23 protein-coding genes are annotated in these 20637 nt (G+C 55.0%); 13 read left to right on the plus strand and 10 right to left on the minus strand.

Annotated elements, in window-relative coordinates; genetic code table 11:
• Positions 1 to 239 precede the first annotated feature (239 nt).
• Entirely contained in the window at positions 240 to 407 is a 168-nt protein-coding gene (locus BLP91_RS16635; protein ID WP_176757841.1) for a hypothetical protein, read from the plus strand.
• A 150-nt stretch (positions 408 to 557) separates the two neighbouring features.
• A complete protein-coding gene (locus tag BLP91_RS05460) occupies positions 558 to 1199 on the plus strand; it encodes an NUDIX hydrolase (RefSeq protein WP_176757842.1) in 642 nt (213 codons plus the stop codon).
• Between the two features lie 502 nt (positions 1200 to 1701).
• On the opposite strand, the gene BLP91_RS05465 is transcribed toward BLP91_RS05460, so the two are convergent.
• Genes BLP91_RS05465 through BLP91_RS05480 form a run of 4 tightly spaced genes read right to left on the minus strand, consistent with a single transcriptional unit; the run spans position 1702 to position 5115 of the window.
• Positions 1702 to 2355, minus strand: a complete 654-nt coding sequence (locus tag BLP91_RS05465) for an ABC transporter permease (RefSeq protein WP_091567477.1) — start codon at positions 2353 to 2355, stop codon at positions 1702 to 1704.
• Positions 2355 to 3281 carry an osmoprotectant ABC transporter substrate-binding protein gene (locus BLP91_RS05470; RefSeq protein ID WP_091567479.1) on the minus strand — a complete coding sequence of 309 codons (927 nt, stop codon included), beginning with the start codon at positions 3279 to 3281 and terminating at the stop codon, positions 2355 to 2357. Before BLP91_RS05470 ends, BLP91_RS05465 begins: the two co-directional genes overlap by 1 nt.
• Before the next feature lie 18 nt (positions 3282 to 3299).
• Positions 3300 to 3944, minus strand: coding sequence for an ABC transporter permease (locus BLP91_RS05475; protein ID WP_091567481.1), 645 nt, complete (start codon positions 3942 to 3944; stop codon positions 3300 to 3302).
• Positions 3945 to 3957: 13 nt separating this feature from the next.
• Positions 3958 to 5115 carry a betaine/proline/choline family ABC transporter ATP-binding protein gene (locus BLP91_RS05480; protein ID WP_091567483.1) on the minus strand — a complete coding sequence of 386 codons (1158 nt, stop codon included), beginning with the start codon at positions 5113 to 5115 and terminating at the stop codon, positions 3958 to 3960.
• 256 nt (positions 5116 to 5371) lie between these two features.
• Between BLP91_RS05480 and BLP91_RS05485 the strand changes: the two genes are divergently transcribed.
• From BLP91_RS05485 to BLP91_RS05500, 4 genes are read left to right on the plus strand one after another with little or no spacing between them, the layout of a single operon-like run.
• Positions 5372 to 5968: a GbsR/MarR family transcriptional regulator gene (locus BLP91_RS05485; protein WP_245662136.1), complete on the plus strand. Its 597-nt coding sequence runs from the start codon at positions 5372 to 5374 to the stop codon at positions 5966 to 5968.
• Entirely contained in the window at positions 5965 to 6846 is an 882-nt protein-coding gene (locus BLP91_RS05490) for a beta-keto acid cleavage family enzyme (RefSeq protein ID WP_091567487.1), read from the plus strand. The genes BLP91_RS05485 and BLP91_RS05490 overlap by 4 nt, the downstream gene beginning before the upstream one ends.
• Positions 6847 to 6863: 17 nt before the next feature.
• Positions 6864 to 7829, plus strand: coding sequence for a 3-hydroxyacyl-CoA dehydrogenase NAD-binding domain-containing protein (locus tag BLP91_RS05495; protein ID WP_091567488.1), 966 nt, complete (start codon positions 6864 to 6866; stop codon positions 7827 to 7829).
• Positions 7822 to 8286, plus strand: coding sequence for a thioesterase family protein (locus BLP91_RS05500; protein ID WP_091567490.1), 465 nt, complete (start codon positions 7822 to 7824; stop codon positions 8284 to 8286). Before BLP91_RS05495 ends, BLP91_RS05500 begins: the two co-directional genes overlap by 8 nt.
• A 107-nt stretch (positions 8287 to 8393) precedes the next feature.
• Here the strand turns inward: BLP91_RS05500 and BLP91_RS05505 are convergent, their stop codons facing one another.
• The 4 genes from BLP91_RS05505 to BLP91_RS05520 all read right to left on the minus strand — a co-directional run bounded on the left by BLP91_RS05505 (position 8394) and on the right by BLP91_RS05520 (position 12261).
• Positions 8394 to 8705: a DMT family transporter gene (locus tag BLP91_RS05505; protein ID WP_091567492.1), complete on the minus strand. Its 312-nt coding sequence runs from the start codon at positions 8703 to 8705 to the stop codon at positions 8394 to 8396.
• A 318-nt stretch (positions 8706 to 9023) separates the two neighbouring features.
• On the minus strand, positions 9024 to 10121 hold the full coding sequence (locus tag BLP91_RS05510; protein WP_091567494.1) for an AI-2E family transporter: 1098 nt from the start codon (positions 10119 to 10121) through the stop codon (positions 9024 to 9026).
• A gap of 162 nt (positions 10122 to 10283) precedes the next feature.
• Positions 10284 to 10964: a hypothetical protein gene (locus tag BLP91_RS05515; protein WP_091567496.1), complete on the minus strand. Its 681-nt coding sequence runs from the start codon at positions 10962 to 10964 to the stop codon at positions 10284 to 10286.
• Between the two features lie 142 nt (positions 10965 to 11106).
• Positions 11107 to 12261 carry a cysteine desulfurase family protein gene (locus BLP91_RS05520; RefSeq protein ID WP_091567498.1) on the minus strand — a complete coding sequence of 385 codons (1155 nt, stop codon included), beginning with the start codon at positions 12259 to 12261 and terminating at the stop codon, positions 11107 to 11109.
• A 162-nt stretch (positions 12262 to 12423) separates the two neighbouring features.
• Between BLP91_RS05520 and BLP91_RS05525 the strand changes: the two genes are divergently transcribed.
• The 7 genes from BLP91_RS05525 to BLP91_RS05555 all read left to right on the plus strand — a co-directional run bounded on the left by BLP91_RS05525 (position 12424) and on the right by BLP91_RS05555 (position 19147).
• Positions 12424 to 13974, plus strand: coding sequence for an L-aspartate oxidase (locus BLP91_RS05525; RefSeq protein WP_091567500.1), 1551 nt, complete (start codon positions 12424 to 12426; stop codon positions 13972 to 13974).
• A complete protein-coding gene (gene nadC, locus BLP91_RS05530; protein ID WP_091567502.1) occupies positions 13940 to 14788 on the plus strand; it encodes a carboxylating nicotinate-nucleotide diphosphorylase in 849 nt (282 codons plus the stop codon). Before BLP91_RS05525 ends, nadC begins: the two co-directional genes overlap by 35 nt.
• Positions 14785 to 15891 carry a quinolinate synthase NadA gene (gene nadA / locus BLP91_RS05535; RefSeq protein ID WP_091567504.1) on the plus strand — a complete coding sequence of 369 codons (1107 nt, stop codon included), beginning with the start codon at positions 14785 to 14787 and terminating at the stop codon, positions 15889 to 15891. Before nadC ends, nadA begins: the two co-directional genes overlap by 4 nt.
• A gap of 570 nt (positions 15892 to 16461) precedes the next feature.
• Entirely contained in the window at positions 16462 to 17526 is a 1065-nt protein-coding gene (gene pilM, locus BLP91_RS05540; protein ID WP_091567506.1) for a type IV pilus biogenesis protein PilM, read from the plus strand.
• Positions 17457 to 18158 carry a hypothetical protein gene (locus tag BLP91_RS05545; protein ID WP_143003470.1) on the plus strand — a complete coding sequence of 234 codons (702 nt, stop codon included), beginning with the start codon at positions 17457 to 17459 and terminating at the stop codon, positions 18156 to 18158. The genes pilM and BLP91_RS05545 overlap by 70 nt, the downstream gene beginning before the upstream one ends.
• Positions 18145 to 18840, plus strand: a complete 696-nt coding sequence (locus BLP91_RS05550) for a hypothetical protein (RefSeq protein ID WP_091567510.1) — start codon at positions 18145 to 18147, stop codon at positions 18838 to 18840. Before BLP91_RS05545 ends, BLP91_RS05550 begins: the two co-directional genes overlap by 14 nt.
• A gap of 85 nt (positions 18841 to 18925) precedes the next feature.
• Positions 18926 to 19147: a YciI family protein gene (locus BLP91_RS05555; protein WP_091567512.1), complete on the plus strand. Its 222-nt coding sequence runs from the start codon at positions 18926 to 18928 to the stop codon at positions 19145 to 19147.
• Here BLP91_RS05555 and BLP91_RS05560 read toward each other — a convergent pair whose 3' ends face one another.
• Both BLP91_RS05560 and BLP91_RS05565 read right to left on the minus strand, forming a co-directional pair.
• The gene (locus tag BLP91_RS05560; protein ID WP_091567514.1) at positions 19148 to 19834 is read right to left on the minus strand and encodes a DUF1295 domain-containing protein; all 687 of its coding nucleotides are present in this window, start codon (positions 19832 to 19834) and stop codon (positions 19148 to 19150) included. It lies immediately after the preceding gene.
• A gap of 110 nt (positions 19835 to 19944) precedes the next feature.
• Positions 19945 to 20508, minus strand: a complete 564-nt coding sequence (locus BLP91_RS05565; RefSeq protein ID WP_176757843.1) for an N-acetylmuramoyl-L-alanine amidase family protein — start codon at positions 20506 to 20508, stop codon at positions 19945 to 19947.
• Positions 20509 to 20637: the final 129 nt, after the last annotated feature.

A 20637-nucleotide genomic window follows, 5' to 3' on the forward strand; every position in this document is an offset into this window, starting at 1 on the left:
TCCCTGGATAGCAACAAAGCTGGACTCGCGCGGTCTGCACAGCCGGCTTGAGTCCCGGTATGGCTGGGAACGACCAACCTGGAGGGGGATGAAGAGGCAGACCGCAAACATCACGGCGGCCCAGTCAAAGCGGTTCTCGTCTATGCCCTCCGTCACTGCGAAACATAGCGCGAAGAATGGAGCCGACCGGAGATAGGGATCGGCGGCTTTGGCGAAAGTTTCACTGGTGGACGGGCTGGATGAGGCGGTGGCTCGGTGACGCCTTGATGCAGGTGGCCCAGGCTCGTATTCCTTGTTGGAAGCTGGATCGCCGCTGGAGGTTGGATAACCTGGAGGTGTGGCAGACCACAGAAGTGGGGTATCAGCGACTGTTGGATGGAAGCCGGACTGCCGATCATACTCCTTGATCGCCCAGTGACGGTTCGGGCTGTCAACGTATCCTGCACAAACATCACCGGGAGCGTGAGGCGATGCGGATAGCGCCAAATCCTGCACGCCCGCCTGGGAGAAAATCATGCTTAAGTGATCGTCGTGGCACGGGAGGAGGTGGATATGTTTTGCCGGAAGATCCTGAAGGTCCGGTAGAAATGCTGGACATTGTTGACGCCGATTTAAATATCGTCGGCACCGCCGATCGGGAGCAGGTCCATCAGGAAGGATTTTGGCACCAGACCTTTCACTGTTGGCTCTTTCGCCGGGAGGAGGGAGCGATTCGCCTCCTGTTTCAGCTCAGACACCCCCATCGCATCGCCAACCCGGATCGCCTCGATGTGACCGCAGCCGGTCACATCGTTCACGGTGAGGAGCCGAGGGACGGTGTGCGGGAACTGGAGGAAGAGCTGGGCCTTCGTGTCGATCCCGATGAATTGATCTCCCTCGGTGTCTGGGCGGAGGAGATGGATCTGAACCAGGGGTGGATCGATCGGGAGTACCGTCACGTCCATCTGTATGAGTGCCGTCAGCCTCTTTCCACCTTCCATCTCCAACCGGAAGAGGTATCCGGTCTGTTCGAAGCGGATCTGGAGGAAGTCCGTCACCTGTTGACCGGGGAACAAAAGACGGTCGACCTTTCCGGCTGGGTACTGCGGGAAGACGGGAGCCGACAGGAAGAAACCAGGCGGGTGACTAGTCAGGATTTTGTCCCCCACTCGCCCGGTTATTACCGGATGGTGTTCGATGCTCTCCGCCGGTACGAATAAGGATTCCCACACAGACACCGTACGAGTCTCGAATGGTGTCTGTGCTTTATTTTCAGGATGGCGAGATCGGGAGTATGATTTTTGGATGGATAGTCGGTGCTGTGATAGTGGTTTCATGAGCGACGGGTCCGGTGGAGGCCGTCTTCGTCGTTTGCCCGTTATTCAAATTGACGTTAAATCAAGGAGCATTGTTGGCGGCGATGTTACGCGTCGTGGGTCCAGGGGCCGATCCACAACATCTTCGGTCCTCCGTAAGTGTGGTAGGCGTTCAACGTCCACCAGCCGGGGGACACTCAGGTACTCATCGTAATAACGAGGCGTCCGTTTATCATAGGTAAGCGAAGCATCAATATAGGGTATTTGCCATCTCTCTGGGGCCGGTAGACATCGGCACGGAGAAGGATGCCATCGGATAATCGACAATCGACATCGTATTCGACGAAAGCATCACGTTTGCCCCTGTTGTTAAGCACCTGGCAGAACGCCAGGTGCTTGATGATCGTCACACTTTGGAAGATTTGATGGGATGAAATTTGCGTTCCAGCCAGCCCATCAACAAATCGGCGATGATCGCCATCAAGGCAGTGGGGAAGGCTCCGGCTAAAATGATGGGGGTGCCGTCGGTGGCGTTGGTGCCGCGCATAATAATTTCCCCCAAACCGCCGGCACCGACGAAGGCACCGATGGCGGCAATCCCGATGCCGACGACCAGTGCGGTCCGCAGTCCAGCCATGATCACACTGATGGCCAGCGGTAGTTCAACCATCCGCAAGAGTTGAAAACGGGTCATTCCAGTGGCATATCCCGCCTCGATAACCGTTTTGTCCACTTCTTTCATACCGACGTAGGTGTTTTGCGTGATCGGCAGGATGGAGTACAGCATCAGCGTCACTACGACGGTGGTGGAGCCCAGCCCCATCACAATCATCAACACGGCCAGAGCACCCAGTGAGGGGATCGTTTGAATGATATTACCGAGAGACAGCACCCAGCCGCTCAACCGGCTGTATTTGGCAATCAAGATGCCCAGGGGAATGGAAATCAGGGCTGCAAAAAATACCCCGTATGCGGCCATGAGAAAGTGGCGGATAAATTGTTCCCCGATATATGCGCTGTTCTGTGAAACATAGATGATCAGTTGCTCCCAGGTTTCCATCAGGAATCTTCCCCCCTGCTGCCTTCAAAATAATCGTGTTCCTCCAGAAACTGCCGGGCCACTTTTTCTGGGCTCTGCAATTTCACATCGACGAGATAATTCAACTCCTGCATTTTTTCCGTGGAGATGGTGCCGGCCAGTTTTTCGGTGATGTCCCGAATCTGCGGATGCTCTTTGAGCACTTCGTTTCGGATCACAGGGGACGCGTCATAGGGCGGGAAAAACCGGCGGTCATCCTTCAACACTTTCAGGTCGTACTCATTGATGCGGCCATCGGAGGAATATGCGAGCACCGCATCCATGTGGCCGCTGGCCACCGCCTCATAAACCAACCCTACACTCATCGGGTACACTTCCCCGAAGGAAAAGTAGGTTTTCTTAAAGCCATCATAGCCATCCCCTTTTCGGTTCACCCAGGCATTATCCACCCCAAATCTCATTTCAACAGCATAGGGTTCCAGGTCGGAGATGGTTTCGATCCCTTTTTCTTTGGCAAATTCTTTGGTGACCGCCACTGAATAACTATTTTCAAACCCGTAGGATTTCGCCCATGTCTGGTCAAATCGTTGCTGGAACTCCCTCTGTACAATATTCATCGCCTTATCAGGGTCGGTGACCGGATCCATTCCCAGGGCACCGGCCAGATCAGTGCCCGTGTAACGGGTGGCGGTGATGTCGAGATCATCGGTGGTCATGCCCTGATGTTGGAGAATGGATGATCCCAATTGGGTGACCAGTTCTGTATTTAAATCGGTTTCCCGTTCGATCATGATCGACAACATTTCGCCGAGGATCTCCGATTCGGCTGTACCCAGGGTCCCGATCCGAATCGTATTTTCCGCGGAGCCGGCAAGTCCCGGAAGGGCACAGCCTGATGTGATCAACAAGGTGAAAGCGGTGAATAGATGGAGCAACTTCTTTTTCATAGATGTCAACTCCCGTTATCAAAGGGTTTGGTAGGTTTCTTTCCAACCTTTCGGAGTCAGTTTCTTTTCGATTACGGACAGAAGCCCGTTGGCCAACAGAGCCAAAATCGTCGCTGGCACGGTGCCTGCCACAATCAACTCCGGCTGGTAAAGGTTCATGCCGTCAAAGATAAAATCGCCGAGACCACCGCCGCCGATAAAGGCAGCGAGGGATGCCCAACCGATCAAATAGACGGTGGAAAGACGAATCCCAGCCATGATCACGGGGAGGGCCAGGGGAAGCTCGATTTTCACGATAGATTCCCATTGGTTCATGCCCATTCCTTTACCGGCTTCCAGCACATTTTGGTCCACATTTTTAACTCCGGTATAGGTGTTTCGCAAAATCGGAAGCAGGGAGTAGACGAACAAGGCGATGATCGCAGGAAATTTACCAACCCCCATGAGCGGAATAAAGAAAGCGAGAATGGCAAGGCTGGGGATTGTTTGCAAGATCCCGACCAAGGAGATGAGTCGATCAGCCAGTTTCGGTATCCTCGTAAAGAGAATGCCGAGCGGAACAGCTACAAGAACACCCAGGAGGATCGCTATGCCGGAGATGGTCAAGTGTTCCCAGGTTTTGATGAGCAGCTCCTGGCCATGTTTTGAGAAAAATTCCATCATGACAGCTTCCCTCCTATTCTGCAGCGGCAGCGATGGGTTCTTCGATTTCCAGCCCGTCGCCCCAAATGGTGTCATAAACGATATCGGCCAAGGATGCTCTTGTAACGATTCCGACGAGACGATGTTGATCATCGACGACCGGTACATACTTCAAGCTGCGGCGCAAAATCTTGTGCAGGGTATCCCGCAGCAGGCTATCCTGAGGCACGGAGAAGATCTCAGTTTCCATCACCTCAGATACATAAGTGGACTTTTTCCAGTTCCTATCGATCATTTCCACGTCGATGACGCCTTTGAGCCTTTTCTCTTCATCCACGACCAAAAGCGAGTCGACGCGGGATTTACGCATCATCGAAATCGCTTGTTTTAGCGATTCACCTGTCTCGACCGTGACCGGGGAGCTGCTCATAATCTGCTTGACGGTGGTGACATCGGGACGGGCCTGGATGAGGCGGTCCTTGCCGAGGAACTTTTCAACAAATTCATCGGCGGGGTTTCTCAGAATCTCTTCTGGGGTGTCGGCTTGTACAATCTCGCCGTCCCGCATGATAACGATTTTGTCAGCCAGCTTGAGGGCTTCGTCCATGTCGTGGGTGACAAAGATGATCGTTTTGTTTAGTTCCTTTTGCAGCTTTTTAAACTCTTCCTGTAAGGAATCCCGGGTGATCGGGTCGAGGGCGCCGAAGGGTTCGTCCATCAGAATCAACGGTGGGTTGGCCGCTAGAGCGCGGAGGACCCCGATCCGTTGTTGCTGTCCGCCGCTCAGTTCATGGGGGTACTTTTCCAGATACTCTTCCGGCAGATTGACCAACCGGATCAGTTCTTTGGCCCGTTCATCTTTTTTCTGCTGGGACCACTTCAACAGGGTACCGACGAGCACGATATTCTCTTTGATCGTCATGTGCGGCATCAGACCAATCTGTTGAATGACGTAGCCGATGGAGCGTCTCAAGGCCACCGGATCCTGTTTGGTGATATCCTTTCCGTCTACCAAAATGGTCCCTTCCGTGATATCGATCAAACGGTTCACCATTTTCATGGTGGTGGTTTTTCCGCATCCGCTCGGTCCGATAAAACAGACAAACTCTCCTTTATCGACCGTGAGATTCAAATCTTTTACCGCGGTTTTTCCGCCGGGATATCGTTTGGTCACATGCTGAAATTGCAACAAGTCAGCGCACCTCCGTGTTGAATCTTGTCGTAGGGAATAACTTGTCCGAGTATAAGTAAAATAACGGTGAAGCGAAAATAGCAAATATCGGCCTTAGGTTGTAAGCTTTGTGCAAAAAAAATTTCATGAAGTTTACGGTCCCTTTATCGTAGAATTCCTCGCTATATCTCACGTTAATAGGTTGGTCTGGTTTTTTATCTATCAGCTAGATGCATGTTAAAGTGACTTTCGAATGTTGGTTGAGGAGGGAGTGGGATTGAGTAAGCTTTCGGAAAAAGAAGTGCTGGCCGAACTGGAACGGGCGGAGGACCAGATCACCGATCGCATCGCAGACAATATGAAGACCTTTGGGGTCTCTTCGACTGTTGGTCGGTTATTGGGGATTATCTATATGAACCGGAAACCGATGACCCTGGACCAACTGGCGGAGGAGACCGGGATGAGCAAAACCCGGATGAGCCAAGTGATGCGGCAGATGATTGCGTTGAATATCGCGGAAAAAGAGTTTGTCAGAGGGAGTCGCAAAGAGCACTACAACGTGGAAAGCGATTATGTACAAACCTTTATTTCCCTGTTCACAACCAACTGGAAAGAAGTGGTCAGTAAAAACTCCCTGCTCGCTAGACGCCTTCAACATAAAATTGCCCATCTGGAACATCGGCAACATGGGGATTTTTCGCCCCGGGTACAGGAGAAGATCGATGAGTTAAAGCAGGAATTAGAGGAATGGATTCAATACTATGATTGGATTCGACGTTTAGTGGATTTTTTTGAGAGTGGGAAAATTCTGGACGCTGTGCCTGTGGCTTCGAAGGATCCCACAGACAGCAATAAAGGAGGCCGATCAGAATGAGGAAAAAGACCATCATCACCGCAGCCTTGACCGGGGCGGGAGATACCACCGCGAAGAGCCAACACGTTCCGGTCACACCGAAGGAGATCGCCGATTCAGCGATTGAGGCTGCCAAGGCCGGCGCCGCCATCGCCCACATTCATGTGCGGGATCCCGAAACCAGCGGGATCAGCCATGATGTGGAGCTGTTTCGGGAAGTGGTGGAACGGATCCGGGAACAGGAGACAGATGTGGTGATCAATATTACCTCCGGCGGCGGAGGAGATTTTGTCCCTTCCCTAGAAACCCCGGAAAGAGGCGGACCGGGTACCGATATACAAACACCGGCGGAGCGGCATGAACCGGTGGAGGAGCTGTTGCCGGAGCTTTGCACGCTGGATTGCGGCAGTCTCAACTTTGGTGATGAGGTGTATCTTGGCCCGGCACCGTGGCTGAGGGAACAGGCGAAGCTGATTCAGGCTAGCGGGGTGAAGCCGGAGTTGGAATGCTTTGATACCGGCCATCTGCGTATGGCCAATCAGCTGGTAAAGGAAGGGCTGATCGATGGGGATCCGATCTATCAATTTTGTCTCGGGATCCCCTGGGGAGCGGAAGCCGATGCGGAGACGATGATCTATATGCGGAATCATATCCCGCAAAACGCCCACTGGTCGGCCTTCGGCATCGGACGGATGCAGCTGCCGATGGTGGCGCAGGCGGCGCTCCTCGGCGGCAATGTTCGTGTGGGCTTGGAAGACAATCTGTACTTGGAAAAAGGGGTCTTGGGCACGAATGCGCAACTGGTCGACAAAGCCGTCAACCTGCTGGGAGGTCTCGGCATCGAACCGATGACACCGGTAGAAGCGAGAGAAGAACTTTCCCTAAAAACACCATGTTAAGACAACAGGAGGATAGGATGACCCAACAAAAAACATTGGCCGTGATCGGAACCGGTGTCATCGGAAACGGCTGGATCGCCCGCTTTTTGGCGGGCGGGCACCAGGTGATCGCCTTTGACCCGGCTCCGGGAGCAGAAGAGAATACTGTCAACTTTTTAAAAGAGATTTGGCCGATGCTGAAGACCCACGGATGTTTGGGAGCGTCTTCCATCGACAATCTCCGTTTTGCCTCCACAGCAAAGGAAGCGGTCCAGGATGCGTATCTGATCCAGGAAAACGTGCCGGAGCAAGAAGAGCTGAAAAAGAAGGTGATCGCGGAAGTAGATGCGGAAGCGCCGGCAGATGCGATCATCGCTTCCAGCACATCGGGCTATAAGCCTTCGGTCTTACAGGAAGGGTGTCACCATCATCCGGAACGGGTGATCGTCGCCCATCCCTTTAACCCGGTCTATCTGATCCCCTTGGTTGAGCTTGCGGGGGGGAAACAGACGGATCGCTCATTCCTCGAGCAAGCGGAAGCCTTTTACGGCTCCCTTCACATGAAGCCTTTGGTCATGTCCGGGGAGATTGACGGTCACATCGGCGACCGGTTGATGGAGGCGATCTGGCGGGAGGCGCTCCATATCGTCAACGACGGCGTGGCCACCACAGAGGAAGTGGATGCCGCCATTGTATACGGCCCAGGCCTTCGTTGGGCACTGATGGGGCCTTTTCTCACACTCCACCTGGCCGGAGGAAAACAGGGCATGAAACATATGCTGGAACAATTCGGCCCCGCGCTGAAACTACCTTGGACTCGGCTGGTTGCTCCAGAGCTCACTCCGGAACTGAGGGAAAAAGTGATCCAGGGAACGAAGGAGCAGTCGGGAGAGGTTCCCGTATCGGAATTGGAACAACGCCGCGACCGTTTCCTGATCAAACTGATGAAGCTCTTGGAGGAAGAAAACTTCTGGCCGGCGGAGCGGGTGGGCCACCATGGGTAATCCGGTGTGGCAGGGGACGGTTCCGCCGGATTGGGTCGACTACAACGGCCATATGAACGATGCCGCTTACGCAGCGGCCTTCAGCCGGGCTTTGGATGTATGGATGGAGCGTATCGGTATCAACGAATCCTTTCGCGCCGAACACCACTATACGGTGTTTACCTTGGAAACCCATCTGTTGTACCTGGCAGAAGTACATCAGGATGACGAGCTCACCATCTGCGTCGACTTGCTCGATCGGGATGCCAAACGCGTTCATCTGATGTTTGAGATGAAAAACCAAAAGGGAGATCTGGTCGCCACCAGTGAACAGATGACCATGGGCATCGATCAGAAACAGGGGAAGCCGGCCCCATTTCCGGAGGAAATTGAGCATCGTCTCAGCGCTCTGCCTCCGCTGGAACGGGATTATTGGCCTCGATATGCCGGTCGTACCATCGGCATCAAGAAAAAATGATCAAAGAAAGCCGCTTTTTCCTGTTCGGAAAAGGCGGCTTTCTAGTTTACGGGTTTCCTTCGATTGTCGTCACAACCACTGATATCGATGGTGTTTCCTCCTTTTGATCAAGCCAGTTTCAACCCTACCACACCGGCGATAATCAAGGCGAGGGAGACCAGTTTAGACGTGTTGAGCGGCTCCTGGAACCAGAGGATGCCCGCTGCGGTCACCAAGGCGGTCCCCACCCCGGCCCAGATCGCATAGGACAGACTGAGGTCGATCCGTTTCACCGCAAAGGTGAGGGCAGTCAGACTCAGTCCGTACATCACGAACATGACCAGTGTCGGCAGGAGACGGGTGAAGCCATGGGAAAACTTCATCGTGATCGTGCCGGTGACTTCCAGGACAATCGCAAGAATAAGGAACACCCAACCCATAGCGATCCCTCCTTATCCTAACGATATCCTTTTCCCAGTCTTTTGTTGAAGGAAAAAGGCCCTCCGCTGTCAGGGAGAGAACTTGTTTTTCCTCCGCTGGTGGATCAACTTCCGCAAGATATCCGCTTGGGCTTGGAACGAGGTTTTTCCCGCGGTCAAAGTACCGTTGCATCACCAGGCCGTTGATTACAACTAGGATGAAATCGACCCGTCATGGTCAATGACTTTGGGCATAGTTTTATTATAACAAACGTTCGATATAAAAATAATGAGCAGATGCGGTGAGTATAAAAAAAGCCGGGGTCTTCCGGCTTTTTTTCATTCGGTATCCGGCTGGTGGCTTTTGCGGTTCCTGAGGAGGAATAGGCGATAGGTGTGGCTCACCACCACCTTGAGGACGGCGTAAGTGGGGACAGCTAGAAGCAGGCCCAGAAAACCGCCGAGACTGCCTGCCACCAACAACAGCAGAATGATGGTGAGAGGATGGATATTGAGGGTGCGTCCCATCACTTGCGGAGAGATGACGTTTCCCTCCAGCTGTTGAGCGAACACAGTGACCAGCAGTACTTTCACCACCATAAAGGGGGTGTCGATAAAAGCGACAATCACCGCAGGGATGGTGCCGATCAGTGGTCCCACAAAGGGGATCAAATTGGTAAACATGGTGACTAAGGCCAACAACAAGGAGTAGTCCAAACCGATGATCAGATATCCGATGTAAACCAGCACGCCGACACAGATACTGACCAACACCTGACCCTGAATATAGGAGCTGATCGCCCGGTCCATATCGGAAAGAATCCGTCGACCCTCTGAACGCTGAGCGGCAGGTAGAAGCCGCAGCACCTGCTTGGGTGCGGCTTCCCCTTCTTTCAACATGTAGAAAAGAATGAAGGGAACGGTGACGAAGACGACGATGATGCTGGTCAGGATGCTGAAGAAGTTGGCGATATTGGTGACGATGGTCATGATGCTGCTGGAAAGGTAATCGGTGAAGTCCCGGGTTATCTTCTCCAGGTTTTGCTGCTCAAAATATTGTCCTACCCAAGGATTGTGCTGGAGCTGTACCAATTTTGTCTGCAGGCTAGCGATCAGGTCATCGAAATTTTCCACCAGGCGGGTGACCTGCTTTTGCAAGGGAGGGCCAGCCAGGAAGACGATGAGCACAGCCAGGCCGATAAATAACAGGTAGATGAGCAAAATGGAGATCACCCGCGGAACTCCTTTTTTCTCCAGGAACCGGACGACAGGGCGAAACAGATAGTAAAGCACCCCGGCGACCAGAAAGGGGAAAAACAGGGTTTGGACCAAGACCACCAAGGGTTTAAAAATAAAATCGATTTTAGTGCCTACGAGGATGATCAAAAACGCCAGTAAAATGCCGTACCCGATCCGAAAGGGTTTTGACTGTGGCAACGGGGCAAACCTCCTTTATCGGTGCTTTCCAGGCCGTTCCAAGAACTCCGGCATCAACAAAGTAACCAAGTCGGCCCCTCTCTAAACCTGACGGGACATGTGGCAGGGTACAAAAAACCCGTAAACCGAGGGTTTACGGGATCACCAGGTGTGGGGCCCCATTCAGTTCTTTGCCAAACCTCCAAACAACCGATCCAACAGGCAGGAGTTGGATTCTTCATCTTCTTCGGGCTTTTGGGAAGGCTTGTCCTGATCAGGAGTTTGCCCTCCTTCTGGTGAATCAGCGTCCTCTTCCGGTGAATCGGTGTCCTCTTTCGGTGGTTCGGCCGGTTCGCCTTCCTCAGGGACATTCTCTCCCTTCTCAGGAGGCTCCTCCGACGGCTGTTTGTCAGCATCTTCATCCGGCGTGGTTTCGGTTGGATCTTCTTCTTTTTGCTCTTTCTCTTCCTTCTCCTGCTTCTCCGAAGCTTCTTCTTCAGCCTTTTCCTCCGACTTGGGGTGGCTCATCTGTTGTTGGGTGGTGGTACGAGTATGTACGGCCTCGGAGGGGGTCGACTCCGGCTGTTTCAGTTCTCGGCTGTCAGCGACCGTATCCGTCTCTTCCTCAACCGTAGGCTCCTCGTCCTCTTCCTGATCACTTTTTGAAGCTAGGCGGGTCTCCTTTTTAGATTCCGCCTGGGTCTCATCCGATTGACCAGTCACTTTTCCCCACCAACTCCAACTGTCACCCTTGGGTGCTTGGGCCACCGGAGGCGTGATAAATTCGGAGACCATCAGTACGCCAACAAAACTGAACAGGGCCAGTTTTCGCATCTTTTGGGTTCGGTGAAATTTAAAGTGCATCTTCTCCCTCCCTTCTATCATGCCGCCCATAAATTAACCAACTTTAGTGTAACAAATATCCACAGGCTTGTCTGTATAAAGTTCGTCAATTCTACCTGATTAAAATAGAAAAGGATGCGAAAAAAGAGAAAAACCCCGGTCTTCAGGAGGCGGGCAAGCGAGAGCGCAGGTCGCGGATGGCGTCTTTGAGCCGCTCGACCAATTGGTCGATCTCCCATTCCGTTGTATGGTGCCCGAGGGTGATGCGCAGGCTTTGATACGCATCTTCAGCGGTTTGTCCCATGGCGACCAATACGTGGGAGGGTTGCTGTTTGCCAGCGCTGCAGGCAGAACCGCTGGAGACAGCTACATTTCGACGGTTCAATTCCAGCATCACCGCTTGTCCCTCCACCCGGTCGAAGCGGAGGTTCAAATTGTTGGGGAGGCGGTGGATGGGGTGTCCGTTTTGCTTTACCCCTCCGATTTCCCGTTGGATCCTCTCCCAGAGGTGGTCACGGAGGCGGGTGAGGCGCACTTCGGTTTCGGCGGCTTCCACGGCGGCGAGGCGACAGGCGGTACCCATGGCAGCGATTCCGGGCAGGTTGAGGGTTCCGGGGCGTAAGCCGCGCTCCTGGCCGCCACCGAATAAAATCGGTTCTAGGCGAACCCCTTTTCGTAGATAAAGAGCACCCACTCCCTTGGGTCCGCCGATCTTGTGTCCTCCGATGGAGAGGAGGTCGATGCCCAGCTTCTGTACATCGAGTGGCACTTGACCGAAGAGCTGGACAGCATCGGTATGGAAGAGGATGCCCCGCTTCCGTGTCAGCGCGGCAATCTCACGAATGGGCATACGGGTTCCCACCTCGTTATTGGCCGCCATTACGCTGACCAGCACTGTCTCTTCAGTAAGTGCCTCTTCTACATCCCGGGTCCGAATCAATCCGTGTTCGTCCACAGGGAGCTTGGTCACCTGGAACCCTTCCCGCTTCAATTGGCGGCAAGTTTCCAAGACCGAGGGGTGTTCCACCGGGGTGGTGATCACATGGTTTCCCTGTCTCCGCCGCTTACGGGCGGCGCCAAGAATAGCCAGGTTGTTGGATTCGGAACCGCTAGCGGTAAACAGGATTTCCCGTGGAGAAGCGCCCAGGGATTGGGCTACTTCCGCCCGGGCGTATTCTGTCCGATCCCGGGCTTGTCGTCCCGGGTCGTGCAGGCTGGCGGGGTTGGCCCACTCCTCCTCCATGATTTGCACCATCGTCTCTCGGGCCTCCGGGCGAAGTGGTGTGGTGGCCCCGTGATCAAAATAGAGGGCTTTCATCAGCAACCGACCTCCTTAGCTTTATCCCCCTCATTATAACGAAAGGAGTCTTTTTTTGTGATTTATTTCTCAGAAGAGAGAATTTGGCAGTTGACAAAGCACGGATTTTTGGGAAAATATAAGTGATTTCTCACTGACCACATTGTGAAAGGAATCACATTTATGAGAGAGCTGGAGACCGATTTTGCCGTCGTTGGAAGCGGTTTGGCTGGCTTGCAGACTGCCTGGTGGTTGGCATCATCTGGAGAGGTGTTGCTGTTTACCCGATCCGGGATGGAAGCGGGCAACTCTTTCCGTGCCCAGGGAGGGATCGCCGCTGCGGTAGGGGATGGAGATTCTCCCGACCTGCACCGTGCAGACACTCTCCGCGCCGGCGCTGGTCTGTGCAGGCCTGCTGCCGTCGATGTACTGGTCCGGGGAGGAGCGGATGCCGTCGATGACCTCATTGGGCTGGGTGCTCCCTTTGACCGAGTTGGGGAGGGTTGGGCTTTGGGAAAGGAAGGCTCCCACAGTGTGGCTCGCATCCTTCATGCGGCAGGGGATGCCACGGGGAAAGTGTTGGTCCGGACGCTGTGGTCCCAGGTGGAGCAGCATCCCCGGATCCATCTCCTTCCCTGGACCCGGGTTACCGGTCTGATCGCCGAGGAAGGGGAGTGTTACGGGCTGACGGCGGTGAGCGGGGGACATCCCGTCCACTGTCGAGCCCGGGCGGTGGTGCTGGCCACCGGGGGTTGCGGTCAGCTGTTTCGGTACACCACCAACGATCCCGCAGTGACTGGTGACGGGCTGGCTCTCGCCAGCCGGGCGGGTGCCACCTTGGCCGATATGGAGCTGGTCCAATTTCACCCCACGGCGCTGGCGGTGGAGCAAAACCCGATGTTTCTCATCTCCGAAGCCCTCCGGGGAGAGGGGGCCGTGCTCGTTAACGACCGCGGGGAAGCGTTTATGAGCCGATACCATGATTGGGAAGACCTCGCTCCCCGAGATGTGGTTTCCCGGGCGATCGACCGGGAGATGCGGGACGGGCGGCGGGTGTATCTGGATGCTCGCGGTTTGAAAGACCGCTTCGCTACTCGCTTTCCTACGATTGACGCTCGCTGTCGGGCGTATGGTATCCAACCCGGGAACGAGCTGATTCCGGTCATTCCGGCGGCCCATTTTCTGATGGGGGGCGTGCGAACGGATCTGTTCGGGCGCACCAGCCTCCGCCGACTGTTTGCCGTGGGAGAGGTGGCTTGTACCGGTGTACACGGGGCCAACCGGCTCGCCAGCAACTCCCTGCTGGAGGGGGCGGTTTTCGCCCGGCGGGTAGCTGGGGCAGCCGCATCCCTTCCCCCGCCGACGCGGCCGGCTCAGAGGGTGGTTGTCCCAAGGATGTGCAACGATGAACAAAAGGAGACAGCTATCATCGATGACCTGCGTCGGATCATGTGGGAACACGCGGGAATCATCCGGAATAAAGAAGGATTATTGACTGGTTTGGATGCGCTTACACGACTGCGAAAAAGGGTGCCGGAAAACGGTTTATCATGCCATTTCATGATCGAAGTTTCACAAATGATCCTAAAATCCGCTCTGATGCGGGAGGAGAGCCGGGGCGGCCATTATCGGTCCGACTTCCCGGAACCGCAAACTCGTTGGACTTATCGGCGGATTTATATCCAGAGGGGGGAGCCGGTTGAATCAGTTGCAACTGCAAACCACGGTACGTGAAGCATTGAACGAGGATTTGGGCTCAGGGGATGGAACCACCGAGGCCTTGGTATCGGAGAGGGATCGCACCAGCGCGGTTCTGCTGGCCAAACAGGAGGGAGTGGTAGCGGGATTGCTGGTGGCGGAGGCCGTGTATCAGCAGTTAGATCCCACCCTGCAGCTGCATAGAGAAGTGGAGGAAGGGGAGCGGGTGACACCGGGCACCGTTCTCGCCCAGTTGGAGGGAAGCACTCGGGCACTGCTCAGCGGAGAGCGGGTGGCCCTCAATTTCTTGCAGCGCTTGTCGGGGATCGCTACCGTTACCCGGCAGGTGGTGGATGCCTTGGCAGGATTGGACTGTCAGGTGCTGGACACCCGCAAGACGACACCGGGATTACGGATGTTGGAGAAGTACGCTGTTCGCATAGGCGGCGGCAGCAACCACCGCTTCGGTCTCAGCCATGCTGTTATGATCAAAGACAATCATATCGCCGTCGCCGGCAGCCTCGCCCGGGCGGTGGCCCGCGTACGGGAATACAACGGGCCCCTGGTGCCGGTGGAAGTGGAGGCGGATACCCTGGAGCAGGTGGAAGAGGCGGTCGCCTTGGACGTGGACGCGATTCTGCTGGACAACATGGACCCGGCCACTCTGCGCCAGGCGGTAGAACGGATTGACGGCAGGATCTGGACGGAGGCATCCGGAGGCATCACACCGGAAACCGCTCGGCAAGTGGCGGAGACCGGGGTCAACGGAATCTCCCTGGGCTGGCTGACCCATTCGGTGGACGCTTTGGATATCAGTCTGGACATCCAGCATAAGGAGGAATCCATATGAACGCGGAAGGTTTCACCTTGACCCATCCGGCACTGCCGGACACTTATCGGAACCTGTCCCATCGAGAGTTGGGTCAGCGCATCCAGCAGGCGAAGGAGCGACTGGGCCGTGATCTGGTCATCATGGGCCATCATTATCAACGGGATGATGTGATCCAGTTTGCCGACTTCACCGGGGACTCTCTGGAGCTGGCTCGGATCGCTGAACAGCAGCGGGATGCCCGTTCCATCGTCTTCTGTGGGGTTCATTTCATGGCGGAGACCGCCGATATTCTAACAGGGGAGGAGCAGATCGTCATCCTTCCCGACATGCAGGCGGGTTGTTCCATGGCTGACATGGCGGACATCGATGAGCTGGAGGAAGCCTGGGAGGTGATGCAGGAGGAGCTGGGCGATACGATCCTTCCCGTCACCTACGTCAATTCTACTGCCGCCATCAAAGCTTTTGTCGGCCGCCACGGCGGCACCACCTGCACTTCCTCCAACGCTCGCGGCGTGCTGGAGTGGGCCTTCGCTCGCAAGAAGCGGATCCTGTTTCTACCCGACCAGCACCTGGGTCGGAACACCGCCTACGCCATGGGCATCCCCCTGGAACAGATGGCGGTCTGGGATCCCATTGGCGGGGATTGGGAGGCGGTGCAGGGTCCGATGGAAGATCTCCGGGTACTCCTATGGAAAGGACACTGTTCCGTTCACACCAAATTTACCGTCGACCAGATTCGAGAGGTGCGGGAGCAAGATCCGGAGACCCGGGTGATCGTGCACCCCGAGTGCACCTTTGATGTGGTGCAGGCGGCGGATGAAGACGGCTCCACCAGCTACATCATCCGCCAGATCGAATCTGCCCCTGCCGGCAGTAAATGGGCCGTCGGCACCGAGGTCAACCTGGTGCAACGCCTCGCTCAAAACCATCCCGAGCAGGAGATTCGCCTGCTCAGCCGGACCATGTGCCCCTGTCTCACCATGAACCGGATCGACCGTCCTCACCTCCTGTGGGCTTTAGAAAGTCTCATCGAAGGGAAACCGGTCAATCGGGTAACCGTTGGCCCGGACACCGCCTACTGGGCCCGGACTGCGTTGGAGCGGATGTTAGCCATCGTGTGATAAGTAGAGAAGGATGGGAAGCAACCCGCCTCGAGGGTCAGAGGCGGGTTGCTTATGATCTGTATTTTGCCCCGAACAACCATCGAACCTTTTTCTCACGATGTGATTTCACTGGACAGTTGGATGCTTCGCCTGTAACCAGCGAATGCAATCCCGATAAATGTCCTCTTTGTTTATCTCAATGAGTATTTCGTGACGGCCATCCTTGTAAAATTTACCTTTTTAACCCTCATTAGATTTATTGAAAAAATGGGCCTCTATTGAACCGATTCACCGGAAAAGTAAAAAGCTTTTCCCACTGTCGGTAAATATCCTCACAGCTTTTGGATGGGCTTTCAGACAGAAGGTGAAATTGCGGCGGGAACATCCCGCGTATCCCCCCTGATTGACTGATTGTCGTTCTGGCACCCTTCGGAAAATATGTCCTCTGTCAATTATAACGACAAGATGGAGCAAAAGCTTCTATTCATCGATACGAGAAATTCTCATAAATAGACATGGGATGGAGAAGAAAGAAAATATAGAAAAGGATTTTTAACCAGACCCATCCAATTCATAAGAGGAAGGGCGATGGGCTCCCATTCGCCGATCGGATACGATGACGACGAGAAGGAGTTAAGGAGGATGCCCCTGTTTTCAAGATACGCATTGGGAATGGAATGGTCCGATTCGTTGTTTAAACTGGTGGAGATCAAAAAAGGATTTCGCAAGATTCGGCTGACCCAGTATACGGTCCACCCGCTGTTGTCAGCCTGGAGGGAAAATCCGTCGGCGATGGAACGAGAGGAGCTAATCTTGTCGGTCCGGGATGCCTTGGCCGGGCGTCGTCTAAAAACCAGGCGCGTCCACCTCGCTCTGGGCGCTCGGCACGTGGTGACCGGTATCTGGAAGATCCCCCGGATGCGCGCCTCCCGGATGCGGCGCTGGATCCGGGACAAGCTGATCCCTCGATGGAATCTCCCCTTTGACGACCCTTATTTTGATGTATTGCCGATTCCTTCGATGTGGCGGGAGGGGGATCATCAGGAAGTGGTGGTGGCTGTGGTCTCTCGTGCTTACTTGGACGAACAGGTGGATCTCGTCCGTTGCTGCGGCTTGGAACCGGTGCGGATCGACCTGTCGGCACTCAGCCTGCAGCGCTGGATCGATTTTGCTGAGGAAGGCTTTCCTCAACAGCCGGCCACCTTTCACTTTTCCCATAACGGGGTGGAAGTCAACCTTTTTCACCGAGGCGTTCTGCAGGGGGGTACCTATCTTCCGCTGCAGATGGATCGATTTTTGGAACCGGAGGATCGACCAGGGATGGAACCGCTCACTCCGGTGCTGACGGATTCGGACCCGATTCGTTCATATGGAACTGCGCTCCTGGAAGCGTTGAGAAAGGAGGGGCCGGAATGGCTGAATCGAGAGCTGTGGAAACGGGGTCGAATCTGGATACTGACCGGGGCCGGGATCGATCTGAGCCAGCTGATGCTGTGGATGCAGTCGCAACAGACGCCCCCGCTAAAGATGGGGACGGGGCCCCAGAAGCTGATGGAGGAGGATCTGAGCCTGCAGTCGTCCCGATGGCTGGGAAGTGCCTTGTCGATTCCCCTGGGGGCGGCATTGTCCGAGGTGCTGGACGAATCAACCTGATGCCCCCGGTTCCTTCAGGGAGACGGTACTTCCACTTTGCCCTCACCTTGATCATGTTGTGGTTGCTTCAGATGGTAGCCTTGGCCGGTTGGTATGTCTACGAGCAGGTCCAGGAAGTGAGCCGAGTGAAAGCGGCACACGAACAGCGAGAGGAAACTTACTTTGAAGCCCAGAAAAAAGTGGCCGACCACCAAGCGTTTATGAACCGTTATGGCCCCGATGTGCGCTATCGGGAGGCGGTACAGCAGCTGGAGGAAGGCCGTCTCCTCTGGTCCAATGGTTTGCAGGTGGTCAATCAAAAGCTGCCTGCTGGGACGGAGCTTTTCCGGGCGGAGGTGGATGCGCGCCGCATGGATGGATGGGCGGTATTTCCCTCGGGTGATGAAGCAGCGGCGTTTCTGGAATCATTGCAAAGCGATTCTCGGGTGAAGTCGGTCTTTCTCGACTGTCTTGGCGATTGCGGGGGGGACGATGCCCTGCTGGATCCCGATGCGGAAGGAGAAGAGGTGCTCCATTTTCATTTCACGCTGAAACCGAGCGATGATGGGTCGACGCCCCCGCCCTCCAGGGACTCACGTCCCCCATCGGAGGAGATGATGCAAGCGAAGGGGGATACCGATGCGATGGAGTAAACAACCGAAACCGATCCGCCCCCGCGGCCAATGGAAAAACGGCAAAACCCTGATCGGGGTTTGGGTTGGGGGGACCTTCCTGATCCTCTCGGTGACGCTGGCTGCCTTGTATCCGGTTCATTCCCAGCTGCGGGAAATGCAGGCGGAGGAAGCGGAAGCTCGGAAGTTCATGGAACAGCACCAACAGGTGTTGTCCCCAGAACGGGAACAGCCGGAAAAGCCCACTGAGGGGGAAACGGCCGCCCTTCGGGAAAAAGTGCCCGTCACTCCAGAGCCGGCCCGCCTAACCACCCAGCTGCAACAGGCCGTTGAAGACGCCGGTGCTCAGTGGATACAGCTGCGCATGGCGGAGACGTCTGCAGGATTGACCCCGTCGAAAGAGAAGGAGGAATCGAAGCCGGCGGAAAAAGAGCCGGAACTGATCCCCCGCACAGGGAAAGATTCCCGGCTGAAGCCCTATTGGGCGGATCTCCGCGTCAAAGGAACGGAAGATCAGCTCCTCTCCCTCTTTGGCAACCTGCACGGGATGAAGCCGATCGTTTCCGTCCAGGGATGGGAATATACGAGCAAACAGAAAAAAGCCGGCGACATCCGAATCCGCCTCGCATGGTTCGTCTACGACGATCCCGAGCTGAAAAAAACCGGCCAAAGGCCGGAATCGGCGGCTGATTCATCCTCGTGAAATACGGAGGCTGGAAAACAGCCCCGATTTTTATCTAAACTCTTTAGTTATGAGCGTTACGATTTGTACCCGGGTTGAAGTCGGGTTGGGTGAGCCATTTCTGGTCCAAACGAATGGCACTAACCTCGCGATCATCGGTTCATTCATAAAGTCGGCATACCTGCAGTCGCCCTTGCGATTCCGCTATCTGGCGGAGTCTCTGGAGGAGGCTCGAAAATATGCTGAAGCGGATCCCTTTGTAAAACAGGGCGCCCGTCGGATGGAGATCCACGAGTGGGGGATGGTTGACGGTCCATTGAATGGGTGATCATCTTTTGAAAGAGGGAAACAGTTTGTTGGTGGTGGCTGCATATACCTCAAATTCTTCTCCGTATCGTTGGCTGAGGTAACGGTCCAGGATGGGGATTTGGTAGAACTGAAACCCGAGCAGCATGATCAGCGGGATCAGGAAGGCCCACGGGCTGTGGGTGAGCAGGGCGAACCCGGTGGCCCAGACGAGGTCGCCAAAATAGTTGATGTGCATGCTGTACCGGAACCAGCCGTCGGTAAAAAGGCGGCCTTGATGTTCCGGTCTTTTTTTAAATCGATGGCGTTGCCATTCGGAAGCGGTGTTCAGATAAGATCCAAGCAAAAACAGCGCCAAAGCGACCCCGTCCACCCACCCCACTGGGCTCGATTCCTTGCCGCCGAGTAGGGCGAAGGTGAGGTGGATGATCCATAGCCAAATCGCTACCACCACCGCTTCATCCCAACCGAACTTGCGGCGGAGGAAGACAAAGCCGGTGATGATCATGCGGATGAATAATACCAGGGAGCAGCAAAAGAGCAACCAGCGGCGAAGGTGGTTTCCGGCCGCCGCATCGGGTTGCAGCCAGGCGGGTAGGTGGGCCAGACCCGATCCCAGGAGTAGCCAGCCGACGGTAAAGATGGCCAAGCTATGGAGAATCGTCCAGGCCCATTTGGCCATCGTCGATTTTGCATATACGCCATGCATGATTAAACCTCCTTTCTCTATCCTATCACAGGACCCCTTTTTTGGAGAGATTCGCCTTCCAATCTACATAAAAGGGGAGTACTCGTCTGGCGATGCACTCCCCTATAACGTTATTTCTTCAACCCATAGGCGTCGGCGATTCCGCGGGCATAAGCCTTGGCCAGGTCCCACAGGAAGTCGTCATCCTTTAACAACCCGTTCTCCTTGGAGTTAGTGATAAAGAGGTTTTCAAAGAGGATGGCCGACATCTCGGTATAGCGGAGGACGTAATAACCGGCTTCTTTTTTGCCCCGGTCCTGGATGCCGTGATCATTTAGGAGGCTCATCACGTGCTTGTGGATGACGTCCTGTCTTCGGGCGGCGTTGGTGTTATTGTCTCGGGCACCGTAAACGACGTAGGACTCGTAGCCGTGGGCATCGGGGTCGTCAAAGCTGTTGCAGTGCATGGAGATAAAGAGGTCGGCGTTTCGCTTATTGGCAAACTCACATCGTTGTTCTAGGCTCAGATAGCGGTCGTCCCAGCGAGTGAGGCTGACCTGAACCCCTTCATAGGGGCCGAGGGCTTTGTTAACCAGTTTGGACAGTTTCAGCGCTACATCTTTTTCTTCCAGTTCGTCAGATGATCCGCCGGCATCGTGTCCGCCGTGACCCGGATCGAAGATGATATAGACCAATCCAATCACTCCTTTTCATGATACCGAAAGATTCGGTCAATAGAAGAAACGGTGTCTGGACACCGGAGGTGTCGGAGTTGTTCCGTTTCCTGAATGATCGGGGGGAGCGGCAGGAATCGAGCGGTTGGT

Source organism: Melghirimyces thermohalophilus (assembly GCF_900102685.1).
GTDB lineage: Bacteria > Bacillota > Bacilli > Thermoactinomycetales > DSM-45169 > Melghirimyces > Melghirimyces thermohalophilus.

Bases quoted from the DNA above. Each gene is read 5' to 3' on its own strand.
- BLP91_RS05475 (WP_091567481.1), bottom strand. From the start codon at position 3,944: ATGATGGAATTTTTCTCAAAACATGGCCAGGAGCTGCTCATCAAAACC.
- BLP91_RS05500 (WP_091567490.1), top strand. From the start codon at position 7,822: ATGGGTAATCCGGTGTGGCAGGGGACGGTTCCGCCGGATTGGGTCGAC.
- BLP91_RS05560 (WP_091567514.1), bottom strand. From the start codon at position 19,834: ATGCATGGCGTATATGCAAAATCGACGATGGCCAAATGGGCCTGGACG.
- nadA (WP_091567504.1), top strand. From the start codon at position 14,785: ATGAACGCGGAAGGTTTCACCTTGACCCATCCGGCACTGCCGGACACT.
- pilM (WP_091567506.1), top strand. From the start codon at position 16,462: ATGGGCTCCCATTCGCCGATCGGATACGATGACGACGAGAAGGAGTTA.
- BLP91_RS05470 (WP_091567479.1), bottom strand. From the start codon at position 3,281: ATGAAAAAGAAGTTGCTCCATCTATTCACCGCTTTCACCTTGTTGATC.
- BLP91_RS05505 (WP_091567492.1), bottom strand. From the start codon at position 8,705: ATGGGTTGGGTGTTCCTTATTCTTGCGATTGTCCTGGAAGTCACCGGC.
- BLP91_RS05515 (WP_091567496.1), bottom strand. From the start codon at position 10,964: ATGCACTTTAAATTTCACCGAACCCAAAAGATGCGAAAACTGGCCCTG.
- BLP91_RS05465 (WP_091567477.1), bottom strand. From the start codon at position 2,355: ATGGAAACCTGGGAGCAACTGATCATCTATGTTTCACAGAACAGCGCA.
- BLP91_RS05545 (WP_143003470.1), top strand. From the start codon at position 17,457: ATGGCTGGGAAGTGCCTTGTCGATTCCCCTGGGGGCGGCATTGTCCGA.
- BLP91_RS05495 (WP_091567488.1), top strand. From the start codon at position 6,864: ATGACCCAACAAAAAACATTGGCCGTGATCGGAACCGGTGTCATCGGA.
- BLP91_RS05525 (WP_091567500.1), top strand. From the start codon at position 12,424: ATGAGAGAGCTGGAGACCGATTTTGCCGTCGTTGGAAGCGGTTTGGCT.
- BLP91_RS16635 (WP_176757841.1), top strand. From the start codon at position 240: ATGAGGCGGTGGCTCGGTGACGCCTTGATGCAGGTGGCCCAGGCTCGT.
- BLP91_RS05550 (WP_091567510.1), top strand. From the start codon at position 18,145: ATGCGATGGAGTAAACAACCGAAACCGATCCGCCCCCGCGGCCAATGG.
- BLP91_RS05520 (WP_091567498.1), bottom strand. From the start codon at position 12,261: ATGAAAGCCCTCTATTTTGATCACGGGGCCACCACACCACTTCGCCCG.
- BLP91_RS05490 (WP_091567487.1), top strand. From the start codon at position 5,965: ATGAGGAAAAAGACCATCATCACCGCAGCCTTGACCGGGGCGGGAGAT.